Consider the following 23752-nt stretch of genomic DNA (forward strand, 5'->3'; position numbering starts at 1 on the left):
GCGCGCGGACTCGGAGACTTCCGAGACGGCTCCCTAGGAAGGGCGAATCAATGGCTGGCTCCTGGCTGGACAAGGTGAAGAACTACGTCAAGGGCAACCCGCAGCAAGCGGACTCGGCTCTCGACAAGGTCGAGGACGTGATCGACAAGCAGACCGGGGGCAAGTACTCGGACCAGATCGACCAGGGCAGCGATGCCTTGCGCGACAAGCTGGGCCTGCCCGAGGAGCAGCCGGCCCCGGCACCCGAGCCGGCTCCCGAGCCTGCCCCCTCACCCGCACCCGAGCCGGCTCCAGCGCCCGCTCCTGAGCCGGCTCCGGCGCCCGCTCCTGAGCCAGCTCCGGCGCCCGCCCCTGAGCCGCTGCCGTCACCGGAACCCGGGCCCGCGCCCACCCCCGAGCCGTTCCCCGCGCCCGGTGACCCCGTGCCGTCCGAGCCGGCCCCCGACCGCCCGAGCTGGGACGAGCCGGCGCCCACCACGCCGGCCCCGAACCCGTCTCCGTCCACCGGTGACCCCCAGCCGGGCTCCTCCGACGGGCCGCTCATCCCGGGTGAGCCGCAGCAACCCGGACAGCCCGGCGGCCCGCTCGACCCGGCCCTGCGCCCCGACGCGGAGTCCGGCGAGGACACCGGCGGCCCGGCACAGATCCCGACCGACGAGCCGGGATCCAGCACCGTCCCCGAGCCGGGTCCGGACACCGGCGAGGAAGGCACCAAGGAGCTCCCGCCGTTCGGTCGCTGAGGCCAGGCACACGGCATACGACAGCGGCGCGGTCTCCCGGCTGGGAGGCGGCGCCGCCGTCGTGGGCGAGGTCGTGAGCAGGGCCGCCCGGCGACGTAGGCACTTTGCCGGTGGGCGGCGACCCGGGTCGTTGCCACGATGGGGTCAGCAGGGATCACACACACCAGCCGCACCTGGGAGGTCCCATGTTCCACACCATCACGTCCATCCACACCGGCGTCCGTCCCCTGCTCGCCGCACTGTGTGCAGGGGTCATGACCGTCGCGCTCGCGCCGGTCGCAGCAGCCTCCGGCAACGTGGTCTTCCGGTCTCACGAGACCTTCAAGGACAGCCACATCGAGCAGGAGGAGCACGGCCCCGGGTTCTGCCCGGACGTTCCCTTCCTCGTCCGCTGGGAGGGCAGGGGCGTCGTCACCGAGACGGGCATCGCCCGGGGAGGTGGGGAGCTGGAGTACTTCTCGTTCCACGTCTCGGTGGAGGACACCTACACCAACGTGGAGACCGGGGCCTCGTTCCGGTCCGTGGATTCCTTCAGCGGTCGTGACCAGACGCTGACCCTGAACCCCGACGGCACCTTGACGGTCGAGTTCATGGACCGGTTCTCGTCCAAGCTGTTCGGGAGCGACGGCAAGCTGGTCGGCCTCGACGCAGGCACCGTTGCGGGCACCTTGGTCATCGACCTCGGCGACCCCGAGGATCCGGAGGACGACACCGTCCTCAGCGAGACGATCACCAGGGACCACGGCACGCGCACCTTCGGTGAGCGGGACTTCTGCGAGGACGTCCTCGAGTTCCTCGGCTGACGTCAGTCCTTGATCTCGGCGATGACGGCGCCGTTGGTCACGGTCTGGCCGACCTCGGCGACGAGTCCGGTGATGGTGCCGGCCTTGTGGGCGTTGATCGGCTGCTCCATCTTCATCGCCTCGAGGACGACCACCAGCTCACCGGCGGCGACCTCCTGGCCCTCCTCGACGGCGATCTTGACGATGGTGCCCTGCATGGGCGCAGTGAGGGAGTCGCCCGAGGCGGCGGCACCGGCCTTGGAGCCGCCGGAGCGTCGGGGCGCCTTCTTCTTCGCGGCGCTGGAGCCACCGCCGAGGGAGAGCCCGCCGGGGAGCACCACCTCGAGGCGCTTGCCGCCGACCTCGACGACCACGCTCTGGCGCTCGCCGGTCTCCTCGGGGGCCTCCGCCACGACCCCGGAGTAGGGCGGGATCTGGTTGTCGAACTCGGTCTCGATCCAGCGGGTGTGCACCGTGAACGGCTTGTCGCCCTCGGGGGCGAACGCGGGGTCGGACACGATGACGCGGTGGAACGGCAGGACGGTCGGCATGCCGTCGACGACGAACTCCGCGAGCGCGCGGCGGGACCGTTCGAGCGCCTGGTGGCGGTCGTGGCCGGTGACGATCAGCTTGGCCAGCATCGAGTCGAACGCGCCACCGATGACGTCGCCGGCGACGACGCCGGAGTCGAGGCGCACGCCCGGGCCGGACGGCGGCTCGAACACGGCGACGACGCCGGGGGCCGGGAGGAAGCCGCGGCCCGCGTCCTCGCCGTTGATCCGGAACTCGAAGGAGTGGCCGATCGGGGCGGGGTCGTCGTAGCCGAGCGGCTCACCGTTGGCGATGCGGAACTGCTCGCGGACCAGGTCGATGCCGGTGACCTCCTCGGTCACCGGGTGCTCGACCTGGAGGCGGGTGTTGACCTCGAGGAAGGAGATGGTGCCGTCCTGGCCGACGAGGAACTCGCAGGTGCCGGCGCCGGTGTAGCCGGCCTCGGTGAGGATGGCCTTGGAGGCACGGCGCAGCTCGGCGTTCTGCTCGTCGGACAGGAACGGCGCCGGGGCCTCCTCGACGAGCTTCTGGTGGCGACGCTGCAGCGAGCAGTCCCGGGTGGAGACGACGACGACGTTGCCGTGGGTGTCGGCCAGGCACTGGGTCTCGACGTGGCGGGGCTGGTCGAGGTAGCGCTCGACGAAGCACTCGCCACGACCGAACGCGGCGACGGCCTCGCGGGTGGCCGAGTCGAACAGCTCGGGGATCTCCTCGATGGTGCGCGCGACCTTGAGGCCGCGACCGCCGCCACCGAAGGCCGCCTTGATCGCGACCGGCAGTCCGTGCTCCTTGGCGAACGCGACGACCTCGTCGGCGTCGGCGACCGGGTCGGCGGTGCCGGGCACCAGGGGGGCGTTCGCGCGGGCGGCGATGTGGCGGGCCTTGACCTTGTCGCCGAGGGAGTCGATGGCCTCGGGGGAGGGGCCGATCCACCTCAGCCCGGCGTCCATCACGGCCTGGGCGAAGGAGGCGTTCTCGGCGAGGAAGCCGTAGCCGGGGTGGACCGCGTCGGCCCCGGACTTGCGGGCGACCTCGAGCAGCTTCTCCTGCACGAGGTAGGAGTCGCCGGGGGTCGCGCCACCGAGCGCGTAGGCCTCGTCGGCGACCTTGACGTGCAGCGCGTCCCGGTCCGGATCGGCATACACGGCAACGGAGCCGATGCCGCTGTCGGCGCACGCGCGCGCGATGCGGACGGCGATCTCGCCGCGGTTGGCAATGAGGACCTTGGAGATCGGCTTCGTCGTCGTCTCGGAGATGGGCGCCATGCGCCGGAGCCTAGCCCGTTTCCGTGACGTCACCCCCACCCAGCCGGTGTGGCCTGGCTGACACCTGCGCACCCCACCAGACCCAGCTTTATCGGGTCTAGCAGGAACGTTGACCCTCACACCGGAAGCGAAGTCGTGTGAAGGTCAACCTTGTCCCTAGACCCGATAAAGATGTGACGCGGGGGGCGGCCCTAGGGTGGCGGCATGAGCAGTGACGATGCGCGGTCGGTGCGTGAGATCGAAGAGGGCGTGCAGCGGGACTTCTCCGCGGCGATGTCCTACGGCGACTACCTGGGGCTGGACCAGCTCCTGTCGGCACAGCACCCACGCAGCCAGCCCGAGCAGCACGACGAGCTGCTGTTCATCATCCAGCACCAGACCTCCGAGCTCTGGCTCAAGCTGATGCTGCACGAGCTTCGGTCGGCCCGCGCGCTGCTCAGGGCCGACGAGCTGGCCCCGGCGCTCAAGCGGCTGGCGCGGGTCAAGCGGATCCAGGAGATCCTCACCGACCAGTGGTCGGTGCTGGCGACCCTCACGCCGAGCGAGTACGCCGAGATCCGCCCGTTCCTGGCGACCAGCTCGGGGTTCCAGTCGTGGCAGTACCGCGCCGTGGAGTTCCTGCTCGGCAACAAGAACGCCGACATGGTCAAGGTCTTCGAGCACGACGAGGCCGCGCGCTCGATGCTCGCGGAGCTGCTCGGTGAGCCCAGCCTCTACGACGAGTTCCTGCGCTACCTCGCCCGCCGCGGCTACGCCATCCCGGCCGAGCTGCTCGAGCGTGACGTCACCCAGCCGTACGGGGAGAACGACGCCCTGGTCGACACCTTCGCCGCCGTCTACGCCCGCCCGACCGAGCACTGGGGCGTCTACGAGACCTGTGAGGAGCTCGTCGACCTCGAGGACAACTTCCAGCAGTGGCGGTTCCGCCACCTGCAGGTCGTCACCCGCACGATCGGCCACAAGAAGGGGACCGGCGGCTCGTCCGGCGTCGACTTCCTGCGCCGCGCCCTCGACCTGACCTTCTTCCCCGAGCTCTACACGGTGCGCACCCGCGTCTGACGCGCCTCGCTAGGGCACGAGCCAGCCCTCGGGGCCGTCGGAGCCGGCGGCATACGTCTCCAACGGCACCCGCCCGTCGGCCCAGGCCTTGATCACCGGCTCCATCACCCGCCAGCACTCCTCGGCGGCGTCGCCCCGCACGGTGAGCAGCTGGCTGCCGTCGAAGATCTGCGCCAGCACCTCGCCGTAGGGCTGCATCCGGGGCGCGGCCAACCTGGCCGTGAGGGTCTTCTGCTCCAGGTCGACGGGGTCGCCCTCGGCGTTCATCGTCAGGGTGAGGGAGACGGCGCCCGGCTTGAGGTCGATGGTGAGCCGGTCGCCGTCGGACCCGCCCACGAAGCCGGTCGGCAGGTGCGGGACGTCGCGGAAGTGGGCCACGATCTGCTTGCGCGGCGCACCCAGGGCCTTGCCGCTCCGGACGACGAACGGCACCCCTGCCCAGCGGCTGTTCGCGACCTCGAGGGTCACCTGCGCGAGCGTCTCGGTGGACCGCTTCGGGTCGACGCCCACCTCCTTCGCGTAGTCCGGCACCTTCCGCCGACCGATCGTGCCGGCGGTGTAGCGGGCCCGCCGCGACGAGCGCTTGGGGGAGCCGCCCCAGACCTTCGTCGCCCGCAGCACCTGCGCCTTCTGGTCCTGCAGCTCCCGGGCGTCGAGGGTCGCGATCGACTCCATCGCGAACAGCGCGAGCACCTGGAGCAGGTGGCTCTGCAACATGTCCTTCAGCGCGCCGGCCCCGTCGTAGTAGCCCGTCCGTCCCTCCAGCGCGAGGTCCTCGTCGTAGACGATCTCCACGCGCTCGATGTGCTCAGCGCTCCAGATCGGGGCCAGCATGCGATTGGCGAAACGAAGTCCCACGAGGTTGAAAACCGTTGCCACGCCGAGGAAGTGGTCGATCCGGAAGATGTCCTCCTCAGCCACCACCTTGTGCAGGAGGGCGTTGAACGCCACCGCCGACGCGTGGTCGGTGCCGAACGGCTTCTCGAGCGCCAGCCGCGTGGTGTCCGGCAGGTCGACGTGCTGGAGCAGTCCGCAGACCTTCATGGTCACCTGCGGCGGCAGGGCGAAGAAGATGACCAGCGGCCCGTCGCCGCACCCCTCGACGAGCGCGCGCAGGGCGCCTTTGTCGAGCAGGTCCGTGCGGATGTATGCCGTGTGCTTCGTGATCGCGGCGGTCACCCGGGCTGCGGGCTTGGCTGCGGCGAACGAGTCCTTGACCCGGGCCTTCCAGTCCGCGGCCGAGATGTCGACCCGGTCGGCGCCGACGACGCGGACCGCGCGTTCCGGCTCGACGGCCAGCAGGCTGGCCAGCCCGGGCAGGAGGAGCCGGTGGGTCAGGTCACCGCCGGCGCCGAGGATCAGCAGGGTGGTCTCGGGAGGGGTCGCCATGTCTCGCAGCATTCCACGGGCACCTGTACGACGCGGGGGAGCCCGGGGCGGGCGGAGAGCATGGTCGGTGACCACGCGGCATACTCCCTCAGCATGACCACGCACGAGGGGCAGCGGCGCGGACCCCGAGTCATCCACACGGCGCAGGCCCTGGTCGACGAGGTGGTGGAGGTCGACGCGCTGCCGGTGCGTGGTGGCAATGCCGTCGCGCTGTCCTACGCGCGGTACGCCGGCGGCGCCGTGAACATCCTCGTCGCCGCTGCCCGGTCGGGCGCGGACGCGGTCCTCGCCGGGGCGGTCGGCACCGGCGCGAACGGCGACCTGGTTCGTGCGGCCCTGGCCGCCGAGGGCGTGGCCGTGAGCAGCCCCCCGGTGCCGGACCTCGACACCGGGATCTGCTTCGTGATGATCGAGCCCAGCGCCGAGCGCACCTTCGTGACGACCCAGGGTGCCGAACGACGGATCACGGTGGAGTCGCTCGGGACCGCGGCTCCGGTGGACGGTGACCTCGTGTGCGTCAGTGGCTTCTCGCTCGTCGGGCTGACCCGTGACCCGTTGTTGGCCTGGCTCGACGGCCTGGACCACGGGGTGGTGGTGGTCCTCGATCCTGGCGCGGCGTTCGCCGACCTCACGGACGACCTCCGGGAGCGGGCGCTGGCCCGCACCACGGTGTGGACCAGCAACGCCGACGAGGCGGCCCAGCTGACCGGGCTGTCCGACCCGGTCGCAGCCACCGGGGCGGTGGCCGACCGGCTGCCGGCCGGTGCGGTGGCCATCGTCCGGGACGGTCCGAAGGGCTGCTGGGTCCGTGAGGTGGACATCGTGGGCGAGCCGACCTACCTGCCCGGGTTCCCGCAGGACGCCGTCGACACCAATGGGGCCGGCGACACCCACACCGGGGTGCTCGTGGCCTGCCGCGCTGCGGGTGCCGACTGGGAGACCGCTGCGCGGCGGGCCAACGCAGCCGGCGCCATCAAGGTGACCAGGCGTGGCCCGGCGACGGCACCCACGGCGGCCGAGATCGACACGCTTCTCGACCAACACGGCCTGGACCAGCAGGGCCTCGCCCGGCAGCGCGGCTAGCCCCAGGCGACGGCGAGCTGGAGGGCGGCAAGGACGGTGGCAGCGGCGCAGACGAGGACGAAGGAGGCGTTCCAGACCACCGGTGGCACGTGCGTGAGCGAGGCCAGCACGCCTGGGTCGCTGCCCGCGGTGCGCGACGCCATGACCGCGCCGAGGTGCCGCCAACCCCCGACGAGGAGCACGATCCCGGTCGCGACCAGCACCTGCGGCTGCAGACCGTCGTCGCGCCACCACCACAGCGCGCCGGTCGCCGCGAGGGCCACCAGGATGACCGCAGCGGTGAGCAGCGAGCGCACCCGCACCAGGGCGAGCAGCCAGACGCCGAGCAGCATGGTGAGGACCGGTGCGGCCCATCCCCTCCCGGCCGCCCAGACCAGTGCGGCGCCGACGACCGCAGGGGCCGGGTAGCCGGCCCACGTGGAGACGACCCGCCCGAGGCCGCGGGCGGGACCCACGGTGACCGCGTGGCCCGACATGTCGCCACGGAGCACGAACCCGGTGAAGCGGCGACCCACGGCCAGGCCCACGAGCGCATGCCCGAGCTCGTGGACGAGGGTCACGACGAGCCGCAGCACCTGCCAGACCGGTGGCACCCCGACCACGAGGAGCGCGGCGACCACCGCCACCGTCAGGGCAGGCGCGCCCATCGCCACCTCGCCGGAGGTGGTGACGATCCGGGTGTGCAGCTCGTCCCAGTCCACGGCGGCGAACCTAGCCGACATCACTGTGACCTGCATGAACGGCTCGCTGAGGCCCGAGGGGCGGTCAGACCCGGTGTGCGGCGACGAGCCGGTCGTAGAGCGCGTCGAGGTCGGCGTCGACGACGCGTCGGGCCGGGTCGGCGTCGTGCCAGTCGACGATCTCCTGCGCTCCCTGGCGGAACGGCACGACGGCCTGCCAGCCGCGGACCAGACCCTTGATCTTGCTGTTGTCGAAGACCATCGTGTGCGCCTTGTCGCCGAGCAGGCTCGCCCCGAACTCCTCGTCGACCGCGGCGACCGCGTCCGACGGCACGTGCACGAGCCGGGGCTCGACGCCCGCGGCCTCGGCGATGTCGCGGTAGATGCGGTTCCAGCTGGGTGCCTCGTCGCCGGTGATGTGGAACGCCTCGCCGATCGCCTCACGACGCCCGAGCAGGCCGACGAAGGCCCGCGCGAAGTCGGTGTGGTGGGTGATCGTCCACAGCGAGGTGCCGTCACCGTGGACCAGCACCTCCTTGCCCTGCCGCATCCGCTCGATGGTGGTCCAGCGCCCCTCGAAGGGCGGCAGGGTGTGGTCGTAGGTGTGCGAAGGTCGCAGGATGGTCATCGGGAGCTCGTCGTCCCGGTAGGCCGCGACGAGCAGGTCCTCGCAGGCGATCTTGTCGCGGGAGTACTGCCAGAACGGGTTCCGCAGGGGCGTCGACTCGGTGATCGGCAGGCGGGCCGGGGGAGTCTGGTAGGCCGAGGCCGAGCTGATGAACACGTACTGCCCGGTGCGGGTGGCGAACTGGTCGAGCTGTTGCTGCACCTGGTCGGGAGTGAACGACAGGAAGTCCACCACCACGTCGAACTCGCGCTCGCCGACGGCGTCGCTGACGGCTGCTGCATCACGCACGTCGGCCGTCAGCGCCTCGGCGTCGGGGTGGGCCGGGTGCGTGGTGCTGGTGCCACGGTTGAGGATCGTGACGTCCCAGCCCTGGGCGACCGACTCGGCGACGCAGGCCGAGCTGATCACGCCGGTGCCACCGATGAACAGGACGCTGTGACTGGCCATGTCGCGAGCCTAGGCCGCTGACCACCGGCTCGCCGCTCGCGTCCAGGTCACGCCCCAGGACGCGGCGGCGGGGTCGGCGGGTCAGGCGGTGGTCGTCGAGGTCGTGAGCCGGCCACGAGCGGTGAGCGCGGCTGCCCCGATGAGCCACAGGGCGAGACCGGCCTGCAGGGGGAACAACCCGGCCACGCCGACGTCGTGCGTGAGGTTGACCAACGGTCCGGCGACGGCATACCCGAGGCCGCCCACCACCGCGGGGATGGCGAGCACCCAGCCGGACCGGGTCCGGACCGCACGGGCTGCGGCCACCGCGAGGGCAGCGCCGGTCAGCCCGAGCAGGGGCGTCGCGCCGACCTGGAGCATGGCGTGCAGGTCGAGCATCGGCGTCTCGTGGTGGTGGGTGAGCCCGTCGAGGTCGCGGTCGGCGAGCAGGTGCGGGATGCCCTCCAGACCACCCAGGACCCACCCGACGGCGGCGACCCGGGCCCACCGGCGGACCGCGCCGGAGACCGCGGTGCGGGACAGCACCGTGAACGCCGCCGCGGCGAGCACCGTGCCGGCGAGCAGCAGCAGGTGGGCGATCGGCCAGGTCGGCGCGCCGAGCATGGAGGCCAGGTAGTCCTCGACGGTCTCGCCGTGGCCGTGCGGGTGCAGGTTGCCACCCGCGCCGAGCAGCACACCTGCGGTGCCGAGCAGGGCGGCCGTGCGCCACGGGGCCCGATGGGCGGGGACGGAGGGTGTCGCGGCGCCGGACGGGGCTGCCGTCGCGGCGGACCGGGCGGTCGCGGTAGCCATGTCAGCGCCCGATCAGGGTGTTGTGGGTGGCCGCGACGCTCCAGCCACCATCGGGGTCGCGGACCAGGATGCTGGTGGACATCGCCTGGTGGGTGCCCGCGAGCGGTCCGGCCGGGACCTGGAGGGTGTTGCGCGAGACCGCGAGGACGACACCGTCGGCGAGCTCGCGGGCGGAGACCAGCTCCATCGTGTTGACGCTCCGGGCGTAGATGGTGGCGAAGATCCCGGCGTGCCCGGCCCCGATCGCCTCCGCGTCCTGGGCGTGCTGGCCCTGGACCGTGACGAAGGAGGCACCGGGCTGGTAGACCGCGCCGAAGGCGGCGCCGTCGGCGCGGTTCCAGGCGCCCTCGAGGCGGCTCAGCACCTCGGTGGCGATGGTGGCGGCGGCGCTGGTGGCGGTGGTGGTGGTGGTGGTGGCGATGGTGGTCATGACGATCGATCCTTTCGTTGAGTGTCTGCCTATTCATTCAAGCATTGCTCAGTGAATATAGACCCGCTAAGTCAACCTGTACAGTGGTTTCCGTGACCAGTTCCCGCACCTACCGCTCCGAGCTGCGCGACCAGCAGGCCCAACGCACCCGCCTGCTGATCGCCCGCTCGGCCCGCGAGCGCTTCCTCGAGAAGGGGTGGTCGGGCACGAGCGTGCGCTCCGTGGCCACCGGGGCCGGGGTCTCGGAGGCGACCATCTACCACGTCTACGGCAGCAAGGCCGGGCTGGCGGCGTCGCTGATCGATGCGGCCGAGGAGAGCGCCGACGTCGCCCGCGTGATCGCGGAGCTGGCCTCGTTCGTGGGCGATCCCGCCGCGCAGCTGCGGGCCTTCGTCGGGTTCGACCGGCGCCTGTTCGAGCGTGGTGGCGACGTCCTGCGGGTGCTCGCGGAGGCCCGCCGCCAGGAGCCCGATCTCGCGGCGGCCTACGAGGAAGGCCGCGGGCGCGGTGAGACCCAGCGGCGCCGGCTGTTCGAGTCGTGGCCGGCCAAGGCGTGGGCCAAGGGCGTCGACGTGCAGACCGCCCTGGACACCTACGCGATGGTGGTCTCGCTCGAGGCCTACGACATCGCGGTGCGCGAACGCGGCTGGCGCCCCGAGGCCGTCGAGGCCTGGTGGAACCGCCTGCTCGCCCAGCTCCTGCTGCGCTGACGCCCCGGAGGTGTCGTCGTGCGGGTCAGCCCAGCCGGTCGAGGTCGGTCCGGCAGCGGCGCTCGAACTCGGCCAGCTCGGTCAGCGCGTCCTCGAGGTCGCGACGGCGCTGCTCGAGGTCGGTGCGGCGTTCGTCGATCTGCCCGAGCACGTACTCGAGCTGGCTCGCCTTGCCCCGCGGCCGGTCGTACAGGTCGATGATCGTGCGGATCTCCTCGAGCGGGAACCCGAGGCGCTTGCCCCGCAGGATCAGGGCCAGGCGGGTGCGGTCGCGGCGGTGGTAGATGCGGGTGGTGCCACGCCGTTCGGGGGTGATCAGCCCGAGCTCCTCGTAGTGCCGCACCGTCCGGTGGGTCACCCCGAACTCGTCCGCGATCTCCCGGATCGTCCACGTCCGGGCGACCGCCTCGTCTGCGGTCCGGTCTGCGGTCCGGTCGGCAGGCCGGTCGACCTCGGTGGCGGCGGGGGCTGGCATACCCGTGAGTATTGCTTTACGTTTACGTCAACGTCAAGCAACACCCCACCCCCACGGTATGCCGCGTGGCCGGGCGACCCCCGGGCGCGCACCACGAAGGAGAAGCGATGTTCGAGCTGAGCAAGGAGCACGAGGACTTCCGCAAGGTCGTCCGGGAGTTCGCCGAGGCCGAGGTCGAGCCGCACATCGCCAAGTGGGACAAGGACCACCACTTCCCGAGCGACCTGGTGCCCAAGATGGGTGATCTGGGGCTCTTCGGCCTCGTCGTGCCCGAGGAGTTCGGCGGGATGGGTGACGACGGCGACTTCACCTCGCTCTGTGTCGCCATCGAGGAGCTCGGTCGCGTCGACCAGTCCATCGGCATCACCCTGTCCGCCGGAGTGGGCCTGGGCATCAACCCGATCCTCACCTACGGCTCGCAGGAGCAGAAGGAGCGCTTCCTGCCCGACCTGGTGGCCGGTCGCGCGCTCGCCGGGTTCGGCCTGACCGAGCCCGACGCCGGCTCCGACGCCGGCGCCACCCGCACCAAGGCGGTCCGCGATGGCGACGAGTGGGTCGTCAACGGCTCCAAGGCGTTCATCACCAACTCGGGCACTGACATCACCTCCGTGGTCACGGTCACCGCCCGCACCGGCACGAACGACGACGGTTCGGCCCAGCTCAGCGCGATCATGATCCCTTCCGGCACACCGGGATTCACCGTCGAGCCGGCCTACGACAAGCTCGGCTGGCACGCCTCCGACACCCACGGGCTGACCTTCGAGGACTGCCGCGTCCCGGCCGGGAACCTCCTCGGCCACGAGGGCGAGGGCTTCAAGCAGTTCCTCAAGACCCTCGACGACGGCCGCATCGCGATCTCGGCGCTCGCCGTCGGCATGAGCCAGCGGATGCTCGAGGAGACCACCGAGTACGCCAAGACCCGCAAGGCGTTCGGCAAGCCGATCGGGGTGAACCAGGGCGTCTCGTTCCAGATCGCCGACCTGGCCGTGATGGTCGAGGCGTCGCGCCAGCTGACCTACAAGGCCGCCTGGCTCAAGGACGAGCTCGAGCACGGCCGCCGCTCGGTCAAGGAGGTCAAGCAGGCCGCCGCGATCTGCAAGCTCTACTCGACCGAGGCCGCCGTCACCGCGACCCGCATCGCCACCCAGGTCTTCGGCGGCAACGGCTTCATGGAGGAGTACCCCGTGGCCCGGTTCTACCGCGATGCCAAGATCCTCGAGATCGGCGAGGGCACCTCCGAGGTGCAGCGCATGGTCATCGCCCGCCACCTCGGCCTGCCGACCGCGTGAGCGCGGGAGTGCGAGAGGGTATGCCGGTGACCTCCACCACGTCGTCAGGCAAGCACGGGGCGGGTAGCTCCGCGTCCACGTCAGATCCCTCGGGCCAGCCTCCGTTCGCCGTGGGCGGCGACAGCGGGTCCGACCCCAAGGTGACGGACGTCCGCGAGCGGCTCGCCGCGGCATACCAGGCCTCTGCGACCGCGCCGGCCAAGGCGCAGGCGAAGCTCGACGACCAGGGCAAGCTCTATGTCCGCGAGCGGATCGCGCTGCTGTTCGACGAGGGGAGCTTCGTCGAGGACGCGCGCTACGCCAACGCCACGGCCACGGGGCTGCCGGCCGACGGTGTCGTCACCGGGCGGGGCACGGTCGACGGCCGACCGGCGATCGTGATCGCCAACGACCCCACCGTCAAGGCTGGCTCGTGGGGTGCGCGCACGGTCGAGAAGATCGTCCGGGCCACCGAGATGGCGCTGCGCGAGGAGCTGCCGGTCTTCTGGTTCGTCGACTCCGCGGGGGCCCGGATCACCGACCAGGTCGAGATGTTCCCGGGCCGACGCGGCGCGGGGCGGATCTTCCACAACCAGGTCGCGCTGTCGGGCAAGGTCCCGCAGATCTGCTGCCTGTTCGGGCCGAGCGCTGCCGGTGGGGCCTACATCCCGTCGTTCACCGACCTGATCATCATGGTCGAGGGCAACGCCTCGATGTACCTCGGCAGCCCGCGCATGGCGGAGATGGTGGTGGGCGAGAAGGTCTCGCTCGAGGACATGGGCGGCGCGCGGATGCACTGCACCGTGTCGGGTGTGGGTGACCTGCTCGTCGGAGACGACACCGAGGCCATCGAGATGGCGCGGCTCTACTTCTCCTACCTGCCCTCCAGCTGGCGCACGGACCTGCCGAGCTACGCGCCGGAGGAGCCGTCGGTGCCGCTGACCCGCCACACCGTGCCCGAGCGGGAGAGCCAGCCGTTCGACATCCACGAGGTCATCGACGGGCTGGTCGACGACGAGTCGTTCTTCGAGATCAAGCCGCTGTTCGCCCCCGAGCTGGTCATCGGGTTCGGGCGGATGTCCGGAGAGACGGTCGGCATCGTCGCCAACAACTCGATGGTCAAGGGTGGCGTGCTCTTCACCGACAGCGCCGACAAGGCCGCCCGCTTCATCTGGCTGTGCGACGCCTACTCGATCCCGCTGATCTACCTCGCCGACGTGCCGGGCTTCATGATCGGCTCCGAGGTCGAGCGCGGGGGCATCATCCGGCACGGCGCCAAGATGGTCTCGGCCGTCTCCTCGGCCACCGTGCCGCAGTTCTGCGTGATCGTGCGCAAGGCCTACGGCGCCGGGCTCTACGCGATGGGTGGGCCGGGCTTCGGGCCCGATGCGACGATCGCGCTACCGACCGCCCGGATCGCGGTGATGGGGCCGGAGGCCGCCGTCAACGCGGTGTACGCCAACAAGATCGCGGCGATCGAGGACGCGGGCGAGCGCGAGCAGTTCGTGCAGGACATGCGGCGCGAGTACGAGGAGGACGTCGACCTCGAGCGGCTCGCGGCCGACCTCGTGCTCGACCAGATCATCGAGGCCGACGCGCTGCGGGCCGAGCTGCTGCTCCGGCTGCGCTACGCCAAGACCCGCGAGCGCCACTTCGCGACCAAGCGCCGCGACATCCCGCCGGTCTGACCAGCGGGGTCTCGGGGGTCGCTCAGTCGCTCTGTCGCTCTGTCGCTCAGTGGCGCTCGCCCTGGGCGCCGCGGTGGGCCGAGCTGAGCAGCTCGTGCCACGGGAGCCCGAGCTCGAGCAGGAGCTCACGCAGCAGCGGCAAGGACAGCCCCACGACGTTGCTGGGATCGCCCTCGATACCGGTGACGAACGGACTGCCGAGCCCGTCGAGCGTGAACCCCCCGGCGACCCGGAGCGGCTCACCGGTGGCGACGTACGCGTCGATCTCGTCGTCGGTGAGCTTGGCGAAGTGCACGGTGGTCGAGGCGGTCGCGCCGAGGGTGGCCCCGGTGCCGCCGTCGGCCTCGGCGCGGGTGTCGACCACCCAGTGCCCCGTGTGCAGGATGCCCGAGCGGCCCCGCATCTGGCGCCAGCGCGCGATGGCCACCGCGGGGGACGACGGCTTGCCGTGGATCTCGCCGTCGAGGTCGAGCACCGAGTCGCACCCGATGACGACCGCGTCGTCGATCTGGTCGGCGACGTCCTCGGCCTTGGCCCGCGCGAGCACCAGGGCGACGTCCTCGGCGACGAGCTCCCCGTAGGTCTCCCGGGCCGCCGCCGTCACGGCGTCCTCATCCACCGAGCTCACCACGATGCTGGGCTCGAGTCCGGCTGCGGCGAGCAGCTTGCGGCGGGCAGGGGAGGCGGACGCGAGGACGAGGGTGGTCACGAGGTGAGGCTACCCACCCGGCAGCGGGCGCTCAGCCGAGCTGCTCGTCGACGAAGCACCAGCGCCAGGACTCCCCGGGCTCGAAGCTGCGCATGACCGGGTGGCCGTCCTCCCGGAAGTGGGCGGACGCGTGCTTGTGGGGTGAGGAGTCGCAGCAGCCGACGTGCCCGCAGTCGAGGCACAGCCGCAGGTGCACCCAGGTCGTGCCGTCGCGCAGGCACTCCTCGCAGCCGTGCGGGCTGGTGGGTGCGACGAAGCGGTCGTGGTGGGCGGCCAGGTGCTCGCACTCGTCCTCGCCCCGCTCCGGCGGAAGCAGCGGGTCCTCGCGCAGCTCGTCGGAGCGCTCCTCGATCCGGTCGAGCATGGACTCCTCGATGTCGAGCTGGGCGAAGACGTGGCCCAGCACCTCCTGGTCGACCGTGCCGGCGTCCCGGATCCGCAGGAGCTCCGCGCGCTCGGCGTCGAGCATGATCATGCGCACCCGGCGATAGGTCGCGCTCGGCGTCTCCACCGCGTCGGCCCGCCCCTGTCCGAGCCGCTCCCAGACGATGTTGGTGCGGTTCTCGGCGCGTCTGCGGAGCGTCTCGATGATGTCGCCCTCGACGTCGTCGTGGTCCTCCAGGGCCTTGAGACCGGCGGCCACCGACGACTGCAGGATCGTGGCCTCCTGGAGGGCGTCCTCGCGGGGGTCGGGGCCACGCACCCCGAGGGTCTTGGCCAGCCAGGGAAGGGAGAGTCCCTGCAGGAGCAGGGTCGAGACCGTGACGGCCATGGCCGCCAGCACCAGCGTCGAGCGCTGTGGCGTGTTGGGTGGCAGGGCGAACGCGGCGGCCAGGGTGACCACGCCGCGCATCCCCGCCCATGAGATGACGGCGGCGGCCTTGGGGTGGAACTTCCCCTCGCCCTCCATGAACCTGTGCTGCAGCCACTTGAACGGGAAGACCCAGATCGGCCGCAGGATGATGACGGTCGCCAGCACCGCCAGGCAGGTCCAGACGATGGTGCCCCACCCGGGACCGGTCTCGTTGGCGTCGGAGACCAGGCGGCGCATCTGCATGCCGAGCATGAGGAAGACGACGTTCTCGAGGATGAACTGGATCGTGGACCAGTTGATCCGCTCGCTGACCCGCGACGACGCGTTCTGGACGATCGGGGACTTGTGGCCGAGGAGCAGCCCCGCGACGACCACGGCGAGCACCCCGGACCCGTGGTAGTGCTCTGCCGGCAGGTAGGCGAGGTAGGGGACGATGAACGAGATCGAGGTGTCGATGGCCGACTCGGTGACCTTGCGCCGGACGTAGGCGATGACGACCCCGACCAGCACCCCGAAGCCCACGCCCAGCACGACGGCCCGGGTGAAGTCGAGGGCCACCGACCCCAGCGTCACGTCGGAGGCGTGACCACCTGCGGCAGCGGCAGCCAGGGGGAACGCCGCGATCGCGGTGCGCAGGGACACCAGGGCGGTGGCGTCGTTGACCAGCGACTCGCCCTCGAGGATCGTCACGATCCGCCGGGGCAGGCCGATGCGTCTCGCGACCGCGGTGGCCGCGACGGCGTCCGGGGGCGCCACGATCGCGCCCAGCGCGAATGCCACCGCGAAGGGCATACCCAGGAGCCAGTAGGTGACCAGGCCGACGCCGCCGGCGGTGAACAGCACCAGCCCCACGGACAGGCCGAGGATCGGGAACCAGTTGGCCCGGAAGTCCACGAGCGACGTGCGGATCGCGGCGGCATACAGCAGGGGCGGGAGGAGGCCGACGAGGACGACCTCCGAGCTCAGCTCGGGCTCGGGGATGAACGGCACGTAGCTGACCGCCACCCCCACGACCAGCAGCACGAGGGGTGCGGCCACCCGCAACCGCTGGGCGAACCCCGCGACGAGGATGACGGTCCCGATGATGGCGACGATCGCGCCGGCGGTTCTCACCGGCTCATCCTTGCAGGCACGTGGTCAGGTCAGCACGGTCAGGTCAGCACGGTCAGGTCAGCTCGCCCAGCACCGCCGCGCGCAGGGTGTCGAGCCCCACGCCACCGAGGTCGAGCGTGCGGCGGTGGAAGTCCTTGAGCGAGAAGGAGTCTCCCTCGCGCTCGGCGACCTGGTCACGCAGCTGCATCCAGAGCCGCTCGCCGATCTTGTAGGACGGCGCCTGCCCCGGCCAGCCGAGGTAGCGGTCGAGCTCGAACCGGAGCCAGGCCTCGCCCTGGTTGGCGTGGTCGTTGAGGTACTGCCACGCCTTGTCGTAGGTCCACTCGCCGCCACCGACCTCCGCCGGCGCCTCGAACCCGCAGTGCACCCCGATGTCGATGACGACGCGGGCGGCCCGCAGGGACTGGCTGTCGAGCAGGCCCATCTTGTTGCCCGGGTCGTCCATGAAGCCGAGCTCGTCCATCAGCCGCTCGGCATACAGCGCCCAGCCCTCCCCGTGACCGGAGGTCCAGGCCGCCATCCGACGCCACTTGTTGAGCCGCTCGGACCGGAACACGGTCTGCGCGACCTGGAGGTGATGCCCGGGAACGCCCTCGTGGTAGACGGTGGTGAGCTCCTTCCAGGTGCCGAACTCGGTCACCCCCTTGGGGACCGACCACCACATCCGACCCGGCCGGGAGAAGTCCTCCGACGGGCCGGTGTAGTAGATGCCGCCGGTCTGGGTCGGGGCGATGAGGCACTCGATGGTGCGCACCGGGTCGGGGATGTCGAAGTGGGTGCCGGCCAGCTCGGCGATCGCCTCGTCGGCGCGCTTCTGCATCCAGGCCCGCAGCTCGTCGGTGCCGTGCAGCTGGTAGGTCGGGTCGGCGTCGAGGGCCGCGATGGCCTCCTTGACCGTGCTCCCGGGCTTGATCTGCTCGGCGACCTGCTCCATCTCGGCCGTGATCCGGTCGACCTCCTGCTGGCCCCAGGCGTAGGTCTCGGCGAGGTCGACCTTCGCGCCCAGGAAGTAGCGGGACAGCAGGGCGTAGCGCTCCTCGCCGCAGGCGTCCTCGAGCGGCGCGTCGTCGAGCAGGTGGTCCTTGAGCCAGGTGCCCAGCTCGGCGTAGGCCGCCGACGCGCTCTCGGCAGCGCTGGTCAGCGCCTCCTTGGTGGAGTCGGCCAGCTCGCCGGGGCCGGTGTCCTCGCTCAGGCGGGCGTGCGTCACCAGGGTGGCGAAGTAGCCGTCGGCGGCGACCAGGTCGGCACACTGCTGGATGCACGCCTCCACCTGCCGGCGCGGAGTGATGTTGCCCTTCGCCGACGCGCTGAGCAGGCTCACCTGCCATCCGGTGAGGGCCTCGGGCACGGCCTCGAGGCGGCGGCTGATGACGCCCCAGTCCTCGTCGGTCGCGGTGGGCATGAGGTCGAAGCAGCCCCGGATCGACTGCAGGGGCGAGGCGAGGACGTTGAGGGCCATCTCGTCGATCCCGGCCCGGTGGATCTCCTCGGCCAGCCCGAGGCGCTCGCGCATCGCGGCGAGGGTCACCCGGTCGATGTCGTCGACGGGGGTGGCCCGGTCGAGCTGGTCGAGGACCTCGGCCCGCAAGGCGGCCTGGGCCTCGTGACCAGCGGGGGAGTAGTCGTCGAGCTCCTCGTCGTGACCGGTGATGCCGAGGTAGGTCGCCGTGATGGGGCTGAGCTGCACCTCCCGGGCGAGGTAGTCGTCGGCGATGCGGTCGATGTCTGTCGCGGGGCGCGCCGCGGAAGTCGTGTCGGTGCTCACCCGAGCGAACGTACCCCAGCGTCCTGACGGCGTCCCCGCAATATCCCCCGGCCCTGCGTTGCCGGCGTCCCTACGCTGGTCCCATGGCTGCCCACCTGCTGTCCCTCAACGTCGGCCGCTCCGAGCCCAGCACCGCGAAGAACGTCGGGGTGACCGGCATCGCCAAGCGTCCGGTGGCCTCGGCCGTGCTGCGGGCTCCGGGGCCCAAGCACGGGGGCCTCGGCAGCGGGGTCGAGGGCGACTTCCTCGGCGACACCCGCCACCACGGCGGCGACTACCAGGCGGTCTACGCGTTCGCCCGCGAGGAGCTCGACTGGTGGGGCGACCAGCTGGGTCGCGAGCTGCCGCACGGGATGTTCGGGGAGAACCTCACGACCAGCGGTCTCGACGTCGACGCGGCGTTGGTCGGGGAGCGCTGGGCGGTCGGCGACGAGGTGGTGCTCGAGGTCTGCGGCCCACGCATCCCGTGCGCCACCTTCGCGGCCCGGATGGGGGAGCGCGGCTGGGTCAAGCGGTTCAGCGACGTGGGGCGCACCGGCGCCTACCTGTCCGTCGTGACCAGCGGCACCGTGCGACCCGGTGACGCGATCGAGGTGGTCGCCCGGCCCGCCCACGACATCACCGTGCCCGACACGCTCCGCGCGTTCATGGGTGATCTCGACCTGGCGGAGCGGGTGCTGGCGGCTGACTGCCTGGTCGAGGTCGAGGCGGCCGAGCTGCGCGAGACGGTCGCGCGTCGCCGCAGCTCCGGCGCCGAGCTCGACTGAAGGGTCAGCGGGGCCAGGCGGAGGCGCGCCAGGCGCCCGGTCCGGGGGACAGCGTCCGCCGCAGCGCGGGCGCGCGCGCGGCCCACTGCGAGGTATGCCGCGGGGCCGGCTCGGGTGCCGGCCCGGACACCGCGGACAGCACCGCCATGACGGCGGCGACCTCCTCGGGCGTCGCGTCGCCGCGGACCAGCCGCAGCGGCCGCTCCGTCGCTGGGGACTCGCGCTGCTCGGGGCTCATAGGGGGATGTTGCCGTGCTTCTTGGGCGGCAGGGTCTCGCGTTTGGTGCGCAAGGCCCGCAGCGCCTTGGTGACGTTCATCCGCGTGTTCGACGGCGTGATGACCGTGTCGATGTAACCCCGCTCGGCCGCGATGTAGGGGTTGGCGAGGGTGTCCTCGTACTCGGCGATGAACCGGGCGCGGGCCTCGTCGACGTTCTCCCCTGCCTCGGCTGCTGCGGCGAGCTGCTTGCGGTAGAGGATGTTGACCGCGCCCTGGGCGCCCATCACGGCGATCTGCGCGGTGGGCCAGGCGAGGTTGATGTCGGCGCCGAGGTGCTTGGAGCCCATCACGTCGTAGGCGCCGCCGTACGCCTTGCGGGTGATCACCGTGACGAGCGGCACGGTCGCCTCGGCATACGCGTAGATCAGCTTGGCGCCGCGGCGGATGATGCCGTCCCACTCCTGGTCGGTGCCGGGCAGGAAGCCGGGCACGTCGACGAAGGTGACCACCGGGATGTTGAACGCGTCGCAGGTCCGCACGAAGCGCGCCGCCTTCTCGGAGGCGTCGATGTCGAGGGTGCCGGCGAACTGCATCGGCTGGTTGGCCACGACACCGACCGACCGGCCCTCGATCCGCCCGTAGCCGACGAGGATGTTCGGGGCGAACAGCGGCTGGACCTCGAGGAACTCGCCGTCATCCAGCACGTGCTCGATGACGGTCTTCATGTCGTAGGGCTGGTTCGCGCTGTCCGGGATCAGGGTGTCGAGCTCGCGGTCCTCGTCGGTCACCTCGAGCGACGGCAGCTCACCGTCGTCGGCGAACGAGGGCGGCTCCTCGAGGTTGTTCGAGGGCAGGTAGGACAGCAGCTCCTTGACGTAGTCGATCGCGTCCTGCTCGTCGGTGCCCATGTAGTGCGCGACCCCGGACTTGGTGTTGTGCGCCCGCGCGCCGCCGAGGTCCTCGAACGAGACGTCCTCACCGGTCACGGTCTTGATGACCTCGGGACCGGTGATGAACATGTGGGAGGTCTGGTCGACCATCACGGTGAAGTCGGTGACCGCGGGGGAGTAGACCGCTCCGCCGGCGCACGGCCCCATGATCAGGGAGATCTGCGGGATGACCCCGGACGCGTGCACGTTGCGGCGGAAGATCTCGCCGTAGAGCCCGAGCGAGACGACGCCCTCCTGGATGCGGGCGCCACCGGAGTCGTTGAGCCCCACGACCGGGCAGCCGACCTTCATCGCGAAGTCCATCACCTTGCAGATCTTCTCGCCGAAGACCTCGCCCAGGGACCCGCCGAAGACGGTGAAGTCCTGCGCGAACACCGCCACGGTGCGCCCGTCGACCGTGCCGTAGCCGGTGACGACCCCGTCGCCGTAGGGGCGGTTGGCCTCCTGGCCGAACGCGACCGACCGGTGCCGGGCGTACTTGTCCATCTCGATGAACGAACCCTCGTCGAGCAGCATCTCCAGGCGCTCACGGGCCGTCTTCTTGCCCCGGGCGTGCTGCTTCTCGATGGCGCGCTCGGACCCGGCGTGCGCGACCTCGGCCACCCGACGCTTGAGGTCGGCCAGCTTGCCCGCGGTGGAGTGGATGTCGATGCCCGACTGGGGGTCGGGGACGTCGGTGCCACCCACGGAGAGCGGATCAGCGACGGAATCGGTGGTCTGCGCCATGTCGGCGAGCCTAGCCTTGCCTGCATGCGCGAATCGCTCGACCGTGAGGCATTGCACGAGGCGTTGGTCACGCCGGGTCAGCCGTGGACGGGAGTCGACGTCCACCCGGAGCTCGGCTCCACCAACCTCGAGGCAGCCCGCCTCGCCGAACCGTGGCGGGTGGTCGTGACCGACCACCAGGTGGCCGGGCGGGGCCGGCTCGGTCGGGCCTGGGACACGCCGGCCCGCACCTCGGTCACGCTCTCGGTGCTGCTGCCGGCACCGGAGCAGGGCCGGGGCTGGGTGCCCCTCGCGACCGGGCTCGCGGTGCGTGACGCGCTGGCCGAGGTCGCCGGCGTCGTGGGCGGGCTCAAGTGGCCCAACGACGTGCTGCTGCCGGCCGACGAGGAGCGCAAGGTGTGCGGGATCCTCTGCGAGCTGCAGCCGGCCGGGATCGTGGTCGGGCTCGGGATCAACGTCGACCAGGACCGCGCGGAGCTGCCCGTCGACACGGCCACCTCGCTGCGGCTGGCCGGTGCCACGGAGGTGAGCCGGCAGAGCCTGGTGGTGTCGGTCCTCACCCACCTCGCGCGCTGGCACGGCGCCCTCAGCGGCACCGCGCACGAGCGCGCAGGCGTGCACGCGGCATACCGGAAGGCCTGCCTGACCATCGGACGCGAGGTGGAGCTGCACCTGGCCGGTGGGGACGTGCGCAGGGCGCGCGCCGTCGGCGTGGACGACGAGGGCCGGCTCGTGGTCGCCAGCGCGGGCACGGAGTATGCCGTGGCCGCCGGCGACGTGGTCCACGTGCGCAGCGGCACGCCCTAGTCTGACCGCATGACCGAGGTTGGCCGGCACCGGGTGGTGCGCCCGGAGGACTTCGCGGCGCTGCGCCCGGACGACCTCGAGGCCCGCCTGCTCGGCAAGCCGGCCACGATGGCTCGGCGCGACGTCTCCCGCGGCGCCGAGGTCTCGCTGCTGTCGGCCCGCAAGTTCTGGCATGCCCTGGGTTTCCCGAACGTCGAGGACGACGACGCGATGTTCACCGAGGCCGACCAGATGGCGCTGATGGCCGTCGCCCGGCTCGTCCGCGAGCAGGAGCTCGACGAGACGACGGCGCTGGCGATGACCCGCGCGTTCGCCCGCACCACCGACCGCCTGGCGGTCTGGCAGACCCAGCTGATGGCCGAGGCGCTCGCGGCGCCCGGGCTGGAGGCCGCGCTCGACGAGGCGGACGCCAGGGCGGTCCCCGACCTCGCCGCCGCAGAGGCCGCCGCCCGCAAGCTGACCGACATGGCCGACGAGCTCGAGCCGCTCCTCATCTACGCCTGGCGCCGCCACCTCACCGCCGCGATCTCGCGCATGCTCGCGGATGCCGACCCGGAGCAGTCCGACCAGGGCGTGCGCCGGGTCGTCGGGTTCGCCGACCTGGTCAACTTCACCTCGCTCGTGCGCCGGATGACCGAGCGGCAGCTCGCCGTCATGGTGCAGCGGTTCGAGGCGCTCGCGACCGACATCGTCACGGCCCACGGCGGCCGGGTGATCAAGACGGTGGGCGACGAGATCCTCTTCGTCACCATCGGGGCCGCGCCCGCCGCTGCCGTGGCCCTCGACCTCGTCGAGACGATGGCCGAGGACGACCTGCTCCCCGACGTGCGGGTCGGCATGGCCGTCGGTCCGGTGCTGTCGCGGCTCGGTGACGTGTTCGGCACGACGGTCAACCGGGCCTCGCGGCTGACCAGCGTCGCGCCGGCTGGAGGGGTGCTCGTCGACGATGCCCTCGCCACGTCACTGGCGGCGTTGTCCGGCTTCGAGACGACCGCCCTGCGCCGCCGCACCCTGCGGGGCATCGGCCAGGTCACGCCCAGCGAGCTGCGCCGCTCCGCCGGCGGCCGCAAGACCACCCCAGACCGAAAGGCCTCCCCATGACCGACCTCGTCCGGATCGAGCGCCACGGGGAGGGCGGGCACGTCGCCGAGCTGGTCCTCGACCGGCCCGAGGCCATGAACGCGGTCTCGACCGCCATGGCGCGGGCCCTGGCCGCCGCGACGACCGAGCTCGCGCAGGACCCCAGCGTCCGGGCCGTGCTGGTGACCTCCAGCCACCCGAAGGCGTTCTGCGTCGGGGCCGACCTCAAGGAGCGCAACTCCTTCACCGACGACGACCTGCGCGCCCAGCGCCCGCTGGCGCAGGCGGCATACCGGGGCGTCCTGGACCTCCCGGTGCCCGCCATCGCTGCCGTCGACGGCTTCGCGCTGGGCGGTGGCTTCGAGATCGCGCTGTCGTGCGACCTGGTGGTCTGCGGCGAGGACGCGCTGGTCGGGCTCCCCGAGGTGAGTGTGGGCGTCATCCCCGGCGGCGGTGGCACCCAGCTGCTGACCCGGCGGGTGGGCTGGTCGCGGGCGGCCCAGATGATCTTCACCGCCCAGCGCTACACCGCGCAGGACGCCTGCCGGCTCGGTGCGGTCGACGAGGTGGTGCCGGCCGGGTCCGCGCGTGCTCGTGCGCTCGAGCTGGCGACCACGATCGCCGGTCACTCGCCCGTGGGAGTGCGCAATGCGAAGGCCGCGATGCGGCAGGGTTTCGACACCGATCTGGCCTCCGGCCTGCGCATCGAGGACGACCACTGGGCCGCCACCGCCTTCTCGGCGGACCGCGCCGAGGGAGTCGCCGCTTTCAATGAAAAACGCCGACCGGTGTGGCCCGGTCGCTAGTGGGGGT

General features: G+C 71.6%; 23 protein-coding genes. 11 read left to right on the forward strand and 12 right to left on the reverse strand.

Features of this window, described 5'->3' with window-relative positions:
• Positions 1-50 precede the first annotated feature (50 nt).
• Both ASG95_RS05675 and ASG95_RS05680 read left to right on the forward strand, forming a co-directional pair.
• Positions 51-740 carry an antitoxin gene (locus tag ASG95_RS05675; RefSeq protein ID WP_057376846.1) on the forward strand — a complete coding sequence of 230 codons (690 nt, stop codon included), beginning with the start codon at positions 51-53 and terminating at the stop codon, positions 738-740.
• A gap of 185 nt (positions 741-925) precedes the next feature.
• Positions 926-1543, forward strand: coding sequence for a hypothetical protein (locus ASG95_RS05680; RefSeq protein ID WP_057376847.1), 618 nt, complete (start codon positions 926-928; stop codon positions 1541-1543).
• A 2-nt stretch (positions 1544-1545) separates the two neighbouring features.
• Here the strand turns inward: ASG95_RS05680 and ASG95_RS05685 are convergent, their stop codons facing one another.
• Positions 1546-3339: a biotin carboxylase N-terminal domain-containing protein gene (locus tag ASG95_RS05685; protein ID WP_057376848.1), complete on the reverse strand. Its 1794-nt coding sequence runs from the start codon at positions 3337-3339 to the stop codon at positions 1546-1548.
• Positions 3340-3543: 204 nt separating this feature from the next.
• Between ASG95_RS05685 and kynA the strand changes: the two genes are divergently transcribed.
• Positions 3544-4398: a tryptophan 2,3-dioxygenase gene (gene kynA, locus ASG95_RS05690; RefSeq protein WP_057376849.1), complete on the forward strand. Its 855-nt coding sequence runs from the start codon at positions 3544-3546 to the stop codon at positions 4396-4398.
• A gap of 9 nt (positions 4399-4407) precedes the next feature.
• Here kynA and ASG95_RS05695 read toward each other — a convergent pair whose 3' ends face one another.
• Positions 4408-5787 carry a glucose-6-phosphate dehydrogenase gene (locus ASG95_RS05695; protein ID WP_057378748.1) on the reverse strand — a complete coding sequence of 460 codons (1380 nt, stop codon included), beginning with the start codon at positions 5785-5787 and terminating at the stop codon, positions 4408-4410.
• Between the two features lie 93 nt (positions 5788-5880).
• Here ASG95_RS05695 and ASG95_RS05700 point away from each other — a divergent pair, with 93 nt between their 5' ends.
• Positions 5881-6870 carry a PfkB family carbohydrate kinase gene (locus ASG95_RS05700; protein WP_057378749.1) on the forward strand — a complete coding sequence of 330 codons (990 nt, stop codon included), beginning with the start codon at positions 5881-5883 and terminating at the stop codon, positions 6868-6870.
• Here the strand turns inward: ASG95_RS05700 and ASG95_RS05705 are convergent.
• The 4 genes from ASG95_RS05705 to ASG95_RS05720 form a co-directional block, all read right to left on the reverse strand.
• A complete protein-coding gene (locus tag ASG95_RS05705; protein ID WP_082592359.1) occupies positions 6867-7592 on the reverse strand; it encodes a M50 family metallopeptidase in 726 nt (241 codons plus the stop codon). The genes ASG95_RS05700 and ASG95_RS05705 overlap by 4 nt on opposite strands.
• A 43-nt stretch (positions 7593-7635) precedes the next feature.
• Positions 7636-8625: an SDR family oxidoreductase gene (locus ASG95_RS05710; protein WP_057376850.1), complete on the reverse strand. Its 990-nt coding sequence runs from the start codon at positions 8623-8625 to the stop codon at positions 7636-7638.
• A gap of 81 nt (positions 8626-8706) precedes the next feature.
• Positions 8707-9417, reverse strand: a complete 711-nt coding sequence (locus tag ASG95_RS05715) for a hypothetical protein (RefSeq protein WP_057376851.1) — start codon at positions 9415-9417, stop codon at positions 8707-8709.
• Position 9418: 1 nt separating this feature from the next.
• A complete protein-coding gene (locus tag ASG95_RS05720; protein WP_057376852.1) occupies positions 9419-9847 on the reverse strand; it encodes an SgcJ/EcaC family oxidoreductase in 429 nt (142 codons plus the stop codon).
• A 92-nt stretch (positions 9848-9939) separates the two neighbouring features.
• On the opposite strand from ASG95_RS05720, the gene ASG95_RS05725 reads away from it, so the two are divergent.
• Positions 9940-10557 carry a TetR/AcrR family transcriptional regulator gene (locus ASG95_RS05725; protein WP_235543428.1) on the forward strand — a complete coding sequence of 206 codons (618 nt, stop codon included), beginning with the start codon at positions 9940-9942 and terminating at the stop codon, positions 10555-10557.
• Positions 10558-10582: 25 nt separating this feature from the next.
• On the opposite strand, the gene ASG95_RS05730 is transcribed toward ASG95_RS05725, so the two are convergent.
• A complete protein-coding gene (locus tag ASG95_RS05730; protein ID WP_082592360.1) occupies positions 10583-11032 on the reverse strand; it encodes a MerR family DNA-binding transcriptional regulator in 450 nt (149 codons plus the stop codon).
• 107 nt (positions 11033-11139) lie between these two features.
• Between ASG95_RS05730 and ASG95_RS05735 the strand changes: the two genes are divergently transcribed.
• Both ASG95_RS05735 and ASG95_RS05740 read left to right on the forward strand, forming a co-directional pair.
• On the forward strand, positions 11140-12321 hold the full coding sequence (locus ASG95_RS05735; protein ID WP_057376854.1) for an acyl-CoA dehydrogenase family protein: 1182 nt from the start codon (positions 11140-11142) through the stop codon (positions 12319-12321).
• 20 nt (positions 12322-12341) lie between these two features.
• Positions 12342-13988 carry an acyl-CoA carboxylase subunit beta gene (locus ASG95_RS05740; RefSeq protein ID WP_082592361.1) on the forward strand — a complete coding sequence of 549 codons (1647 nt, stop codon included), beginning with the start codon at positions 12342-12344 and terminating at the stop codon, positions 13986-13988.
• A 46-nt stretch (positions 13989-14034) separates the two neighbouring features.
• On the opposite strand, the gene ASG95_RS05745 is transcribed toward ASG95_RS05740, so the two are convergent.
• The 3 genes from ASG95_RS05745 to ASG95_RS05755 are packed head-to-tail and all read right to left on the reverse strand — an operon-like array spanning position 14035 to position 18389.
• A complete protein-coding gene (locus ASG95_RS05745) occupies positions 14035-14697 on the reverse strand; it encodes a nucleoside triphosphate pyrophosphatase (RefSeq protein ID WP_057376856.1) in 663 nt (220 codons plus the stop codon).
• 31 nt (positions 14698-14728) lie between these two features.
• Complete coding sequence (locus ASG95_RS05750) at positions 14729-16624, reverse strand: Na+/H+ antiporter (protein WP_082592362.1); 1896 nt, start codon at positions 16622-16624, stop codon at positions 14729-14731.
• Positions 16625-16676: 52 nt separating this feature from the next.
• Positions 16677-18389: a DUF885 domain-containing protein gene (locus ASG95_RS05755; protein ID WP_057376857.1), complete on the reverse strand. Its 1713-nt coding sequence runs from the start codon at positions 18387-18389 to the stop codon at positions 16677-16679.
• Positions 18390-18472: 83 nt separating this feature from the next.
• On the opposite strand from ASG95_RS05755, the gene ASG95_RS05760 reads away from it, so the two are divergent.
• Entirely contained in the window at positions 18473-19156 is a 684-nt protein-coding gene (locus ASG95_RS05760; RefSeq protein WP_057376858.1) for an MOSC domain-containing protein, read from the forward strand.
• 4 nt (positions 19157-19160) lie between these two features.
• Here the strand turns inward: ASG95_RS05760 and ASG95_RS05765 are convergent, their stop codons facing one another.
• Together ASG95_RS05765 and ASG95_RS05770 are read right to left on the reverse strand one after the other, a co-directional pair.
• Complete coding sequence (locus ASG95_RS05765) at positions 19161-19394, reverse strand: acyl-CoA carboxylase subunit epsilon (protein WP_057376859.1); 234 nt, start codon at positions 19392-19394, stop codon at positions 19161-19163.
• Positions 19391-21052, reverse strand: a complete 1662-nt coding sequence (locus ASG95_RS05770; RefSeq protein ID WP_082592363.1) for an acyl-CoA carboxylase subunit beta — start codon at positions 21050-21052, stop codon at positions 19391-19393. Before ASG95_RS05770 ends, ASG95_RS05765 begins: the two co-directional genes overlap by 4 nt.
• Before the next feature lie 24 nt (positions 21053-21076).
• On the opposite strand from ASG95_RS05770, the gene ASG95_RS05775 reads away from it, so the two are divergent.
• Genes ASG95_RS05775 through ASG95_RS05785 form a run of 3 tightly spaced genes read left to right on the forward strand, consistent with a single transcriptional unit; the run spans position 21077 to position 23745 of the window.
• Positions 21077-21859, forward strand: a complete 783-nt coding sequence (locus ASG95_RS05775; RefSeq protein ID WP_082592364.1) for a biotin--[acetyl-CoA-carboxylase] ligase — start codon at positions 21077-21079, stop codon at positions 21857-21859.
• 9 nt (positions 21860-21868) lie between these two features.
• Positions 21869-22960: an adenylate/guanylate cyclase domain-containing protein gene (locus ASG95_RS05780; protein WP_056922898.1), complete on the forward strand. Its 1092-nt coding sequence runs from the start codon at positions 21869-21871 to the stop codon at positions 22958-22960.
• Entirely contained in the window at positions 22957-23745 is a 789-nt protein-coding gene (locus ASG95_RS05785) for an enoyl-CoA hydratase/isomerase family protein (RefSeq protein WP_057376860.1), read from the forward strand. Before ASG95_RS05780 ends, ASG95_RS05785 begins: the two co-directional genes overlap by 4 nt.
• Positions 23746-23752: the final 7 nt, after the last annotated feature.

The sequence above is a fragment of the Phycicoccus sp. Soil803 genome, assembly GCF_001429685.1.
In the GTDB taxonomy this organism is placed as follows: Bacteria; Actinomycetota; Actinomycetes; order Actinomycetales; family Dermatophilaceae; genus Pedococcus.

Excerpts from the sequence above, each read along its gene's own strand:
- ASG95_RS05720 (WP_057376852.1), bottom strand. The coding sequence starts at position 9,847 with ATGACCACCATCGCCACCACCACCACCACCACCGCCACCAGCGCCGCC.
- ASG95_RS05695 (WP_057378748.1), bottom strand. The coding sequence starts at position 5,787 with ATGGCGACCCCTCCCGAGACCACCCTGCTGATCCTCGGCGCCGGCGGT.
- ASG95_RS05730 (WP_082592360.1), bottom strand. The coding sequence starts at position 11,032 with ATGCCAGCCCCCGCCGCCACCGAGGTCGACCGGCCTGCCGACCGGACC.
- ASG95_RS05705 (WP_082592359.1), bottom strand. The coding sequence starts at position 7,592 with ATGTCGGCTAGGTTCGCCGCCGTGGACTGGGACGAGCTGCACACCCGG.
- ASG95_RS05740 (WP_082592361.1), top strand. The coding sequence starts at position 12,342 with ATGCCGGTGACCTCCACCACGTCGTCAGGCAAGCACGGGGCGGGTAGC.
- ASG95_RS05760 (WP_057376858.1), top strand. The coding sequence starts at position 18,473 with ATGGCTGCCCACCTGCTGTCCCTCAACGTCGGCCGCTCCGAGCCCAGC.
- ASG95_RS05675 (WP_057376846.1), top strand. The coding sequence starts at position 51 with ATGGCTGGCTCCTGGCTGGACAAGGTGAAGAACTACGTCAAGGGCAAC.
- ASG95_RS05685 (WP_057376848.1), bottom strand. The coding sequence starts at position 3,339 with ATGGCGCCCATCTCCGAGACGACGACGAAGCCGATCTCCAAGGTCCTC.
- ASG95_RS05680 (WP_057376847.1), top strand. The coding sequence starts at position 926 with ATGTTCCACACCATCACGTCCATCCACACCGGCGTCCGTCCCCTGCTC.
- ASG95_RS05765 (WP_057376859.1), bottom strand. The coding sequence starts at position 19,394 with ATGAGCCCCGAGCAGCGCGAGTCCCCAGCGACGGAGCGGCCGCTGCGG.
- ASG95_RS05770 (WP_082592363.1), bottom strand. The coding sequence starts at position 21,052 with ATGGCGCAGACCACCGATTCCGTCGCTGATCCGCTCTCCGTGGGTGGC.
- ASG95_RS05710 (WP_057376850.1), bottom strand. The coding sequence starts at position 8,625 with ATGGCCAGTCACAGCGTCCTGTTCATCGGTGGCACCGGCGTGATCAGC.
- ASG95_RS05775 (WP_082592364.1), top strand. The coding sequence starts at position 21,077 with ATGCGCGAATCGCTCGACCGTGAGGCATTGCACGAGGCGTTGGTCACG.
- ASG95_RS05735 (WP_057376854.1), top strand. The coding sequence starts at position 11,140 with ATGTTCGAGCTGAGCAAGGAGCACGAGGACTTCCGCAAGGTCGTCCGG.
- ASG95_RS05715 (WP_057376851.1), bottom strand. The coding sequence starts at position 9,417 with ATGGCTACCGCGACCGCCCGGTCCGCCGCGACGGCAGCCCCGTCCGGC.
- ASG95_RS05785 (WP_057376860.1), top strand. The coding sequence starts at position 22,957 with ATGACCGACCTCGTCCGGATCGAGCGCCACGGGGAGGGCGGGCACGTC.
- ASG95_RS05700 (WP_057378749.1), top strand. The coding sequence starts at position 5,881 with ATGACCACGCACGAGGGGCAGCGGCGCGGACCCCGAGTCATCCACACG.
- kynA (WP_057376849.1), top strand. The coding sequence starts at position 3,544 with ATGAGCAGTGACGATGCGCGGTCGGTGCGTGAGATCGAAGAGGGCGTG.
- ASG95_RS05780 (WP_056922898.1), top strand. The coding sequence starts at position 21,869 with ATGACCGAGGTTGGCCGGCACCGGGTGGTGCGCCCGGAGGACTTCGCG.